This is a genomic window from Nocardiopsis flavescens, assembly GCF_900141985.1.
GTDB lineage: Bacteria > Actinomycetota > Actinomycetes > Streptosporangiales > Streptosporangiaceae > Nocardiopsis > Nocardiopsis flavescens.
Map to the genome: position 1 here is coordinate 1 of NZ_FQZK01000059.1, position 3,890 is coordinate 3,890.

Below are 3,890 nucleotides of genomic sequence, written 5' to 3' on the forward strand. Positions count from 1 at the left end.
CCACCGGACCCGGGATGCCCGCGTTCTCGGTGTCGACCTCGACCACACCCGAGGAAACGGCCTCACCCTCGGGAGCGTCGCGTTCGGTGGTCGGGTCGATGGTGATCTCCACCAGGACCTTGGCACCCGAACCGATGATCGTCGCCAGCACCGTCCGCGCCGACTGCTCACCCGTCTCCGGATCGGTGGTCCGGCGTGTACTGCGGTGACAAGCGAGGACCCGTCCCTGCACGGACCAGGAATATCATGGACGAAATGCCAGATCAGAAGAGCAGATCAGCCCTCAGGCGAATCGGGTTCAACTCGAAAAAAGAGAATAAAAAGGCTCACGGAAATCACTTTTTGAATCTTTGCCATCAGCAAACCACAAACGGCCCGGCCACCCAAGAGATACTCCCAGAATACTCTAAGCCACAGAAGAGCGCCGGGAGTAAAATAGGTCTACGCCAGATCCCTCAAGCAGGCCACCGAAAGCTTCATCTCCTTTGTTTCTAGCAAACCGGCGGGGCATTCTAACCATTATTCGAAATTAATCAGCACCTCCGAATCTCGCCTTGGCTCGATACAATTCAGCCTCATGCTTCGCTTTTTCGGAATCTTCCCAGAAGATCAACACCACCGATAAATCTTCCAGCGCATCAGCCATTCGTTCGCACCAAAGGCAGTAATCCACTCCAGACTCCGCCTCCGGCTTCGAGTTTCTTACTTTGCGCAGATTTCTTGTTGCCTTTTTTAATTCCGGCGGAATTGAATCCACCATCAACCAACACCACCAATTAGTGGAAGAAATATCCGACAGGCCGGACAAGGCCCAATATCCGTGAGATGCTGATCCATAGAAAACTTATTACCTCCGATTCTCACTGAATAGAAAACCGCCCCCCTGAGAGAAGCCCCACTGTGTTCAAGCTGCGCCGCACAGTTGACCTCACCACATCTTCCATGATGACCAGAAAGAGCCACCGCATTGGCCGTCTCGGAGGGCATACTTCCAACTCTAGAGTCCTGAGCGTAAGCCCGAACCGTGACAGGATTTCCATTAGCTTCAGATATAGCCATGGTCGCAACGTTTGGTCGCTTTTCAGCATCATAGACAAGGCTTCATCAGCGAAATCAAGCAACGCTTCTGGAGGCTCGCCACCACAATTGTGGTTGAGGACGTCGAGGGACCCCGTGGCCACATGGTAGGTGTGGACGCCCTGGACGGTCAGGTTGTGGACCGTGGCGGGCTGAGACCACCCCTGGATCGCGTTGATCTGGACCCAGGTGCCGGCCGAGGTCTGCAACCACATACCCGGGACCAGGTCGATCGCGTCGACCCACGCCTTCAGGCCAGGGACCCAGAAGGGGTGGCCCTCGGTCGCGATAACGACGTCACCGGCCATCACCGGACCCGGGAGGCCGGCGTTCTCGGTGTCGACCTCGACCACACCCGAGGAGACGCAGGGCTGTTTCATTCTCGGTGAGTAGTGACGTTGACGCTGGTCACGGCAACCCGATCACGTCCAGCGGGTGGGTGAACGCCTCGTACGACACCCACCGGATCGCGTCAGGCACCGTGTCCTGGCCCAACCGGCCCAAGAACACCAAGGCGACCGCTCGCAGCGCGGCCAGGTTGTCGGGACCGTGGCCGGAGCGGACCTTGCAGGCGTCCTCGCCCATCGATACGTCCTTGACGTGGTGCCAGGCCTCGATGCCCCGGTGCCCGCGCACCAGAGCACTGATCCGGGCCGCGTCGGCCTGCCCGACCTCCAGCGAGGTCACCGCATAAGCGCAGGTCCACGACACTTCCCCGGTGCGTAGATCCCTGACATAGCGGCGCAGGCGCACGGCCTGGACCGCGTGCGGAAAGGCGGTCCTGCCCGCGAGGTCGATGGCCTTGACGGTGCGGGTCTGGGCCCGCCCGTGTCCGCGGGCCCGGGTGGTGCCCAGGGTGGGGGCCTGCGCCCAGGGCAGGGCTTTGACCTGGTCGAACAGCGTCCTCTGGTTGCGTTTGACGCCCAACACGTAGTCGGCGTGCAACTCCTTCACCAGGTGGGTGGCGGTGTCGGCCTGGGTGTGCAGGGCATCGGCCGTGACCACGACGCCGGTCAGGTCCATGCCCTCCAGCAGCACGGCCAGGGCGTCGATCTCGCTGGTGCCCGCCGGCACCCGCACCTGCGCGACCAGGCGCCGGTCGGGGGTCAGGGCGGTGAGCAGGTGCGCCGCCGCCTGGGCGGGGGTGGCCGATCCGCGCAGGGTCTTGCCGTCCACCGCCACCACCTGGAAGGTGTCGGGCCGGATAAGGGCGGCCAGGGCCACAGGATCCAAGGAGAGCAGGACCCGGCGGATGGTCGCCGGAGACGGGGCGGAGCGGGCGCCCAGAGCTGCGCAGGTGATCCGGCAGCCCAGGCGGGCCAGGGTGCGAAAGGGGTGCGGCGTCGGCCCATTGGCCGACCGCCCGCAGGTGGCGGGCTCCGGCGACCATCGCGCACAGGGCGCACAGGGCGCACAGCAGGACGCTGGCCAGGCTGTGGCGGCGACCCCGCGGCGAGCGGGGATCGGCCAGACGGGCGAGCTTGCCGCGAAGGCCGACCGGGCCGGTGGCGGGCATGGCAGACTGGAGGTGCAACGGAGTCCCTTGGAAGTCAGAGATGTGGAAGTCCCCTGATCTTCTAGCGGGCTCCGTTGCTCGTTGGTGGGGCTTCGACCGGATCGCTACAGGGCTGTGATCAGCACTGATGAGTTACTATCGCGAATTTGAAACAGCCTTGACAAAACCCAACACATCCGCGAAAACACGCAAATACTCCTTCTTTCTCCCACCAGGAACATCACGGAAGAATAATCGGATCAGAAGAGCAAATCCCCCCGACAAATCGAGATTGACATCAGACTCCAGAAACCACCCCCTCCCAATCTCCCAAGAAAACAAATTCAATCTGCCTGCGCCTCCCCTCAAGCTCGGGGACAAGGGAATCCAAAACCGCAGCCGATTTAAAAATACACCTTACCCCGAGCTTGAAATCTTGAAGCATCCATTTATCGACCCCATGAATAGCAACTAGAACAGGATCTCCCCCTTCTCGGTAAAAATCCCAAATCCTATCAACAAAGAGCCCCCACGCCGCCTCCTCCTTTTCCCAGAGACCCATCGACCGCAAAACTCGGCCAGCAAAAACTCGCTCTGAAGACAATTCACCCAAAAAGGCCTCGGAAACCCTAAATCCCGCTTCATCAAGAACTTTCCGAACGCCAGCAAGTGCTCCAGAATTTATCATCCTCGGAACGTCACCAATAGAGGGGATCAGGCCTCTTATGTCAATATACCTGTCGTAGACCGAAGCCGTTTTCACCCACGGCGGCCTCTTCTTACCAGCAGTCACAACCAGCACCCCTTAGAGGAATGAAACCATCATAGTGCCTTGAATACCACACATCGCCTTTCGCACCGAACACCAGGCGACCGTCCGGGCGCTTACCACCGGGAGGCGTCGGGAAAATATCCGTTTCGGTATAGTATCTATCCTCATCTACCAGAGGCAGGCCTTCTCCTCCATAAATACCTTCCCCTTTTTTATTTCCCCCCCGGCGGACACCAGTAGGACGCGTTCCTTCAGAGTCCATTTGCCTGGTCACGTTTTCCACATAAGGCCGTGCATCCTCAGGAACTTCAGAAAGGTCGAAATGGGGGCATGGGCCAGAGTTGTGTACAAGAGAATCTTGCAGACCTGTTGCGACATAGTAGGTGTGGACGCCCTGGACGGTCAGGTTGTGGACCGTGGCGGGCTGAGACCACGCCTGGACCGCGTTGATCTGGACCCAGGTGCCGGCAGAGGTCTGCAACCACATGCCCGGGGCCAGGTCGATCGCGTCGACCCACGCCTTCAAGTCGGGGACCCAGAAGGGGT

5 protein-coding genes and 2 pseudogenes are annotated in these 3,890 nt (G+C 60.1%); all 7 read right to left on the minus strand.

Features of this window, described 5'->3' with window-relative positions; all coding sequences use genetic code 11:
* Positions 1–232 (minus strand): hypothetical protein (locus BUE45_RS32270; RefSeq protein WP_143173560.1); only part of this gene is annotated, 232 nt, incomplete at its 3' end.
* 297 nt (positions 233–529) lie between these two features.
* On the minus strand, positions 530–808 hold the full coding sequence (locus tag BUE45_RS32275) for a hypothetical protein (protein WP_143173561.1): 279 nt from the start codon (positions 806–808) through the stop codon (positions 530–532).
* A gap of 52 nt (positions 809–860) precedes the next feature.
* A complete protein-coding gene (locus BUE45_RS30940) occupies positions 861–1,430 on the minus strand; it encodes a polymorphic toxin-type HINT domain-containing protein (protein ID WP_073384466.1) in 570 nt (189 codons plus the stop codon).
* A gap of 55 nt (positions 1,431–1,485) precedes the next feature.
* The gene (locus tag BUE45_RS30945; protein ID WP_245833631.1) at positions 1,486–2,301 is read right to left on the minus strand and encodes an ISAs1 family transposase; all 816 of its coding nucleotides are present in this window, start codon (positions 2,299–2,301) and stop codon (positions 1,486–1,488) included.
* Positions 2,302–2,473: 172 nt separating this feature from the next.
* Positions 2,474–2,593, minus strand: a pseudogene (locus BUE45_RS33680) (ISAs1 family transposase); the annotation flags it as partial.
* 277 nt (positions 2,594–2,870) lie between these two features.
* Complete coding sequence (locus BUE45_RS32280) at positions 2,871–3,365, minus strand: hypothetical protein (RefSeq protein WP_143173562.1); 495 nt, start codon at positions 3,363–3,365, stop codon at positions 2,871–2,873.
* Positions 3,352–3,890 (minus strand): annotated as a pseudogene (locus tag BUE45_RS33050) (hypothetical protein); the annotation flags it as partial. The pseudogene BUE45_RS33050 and the gene BUE45_RS32280, both read right to left, overlap by 14 nt.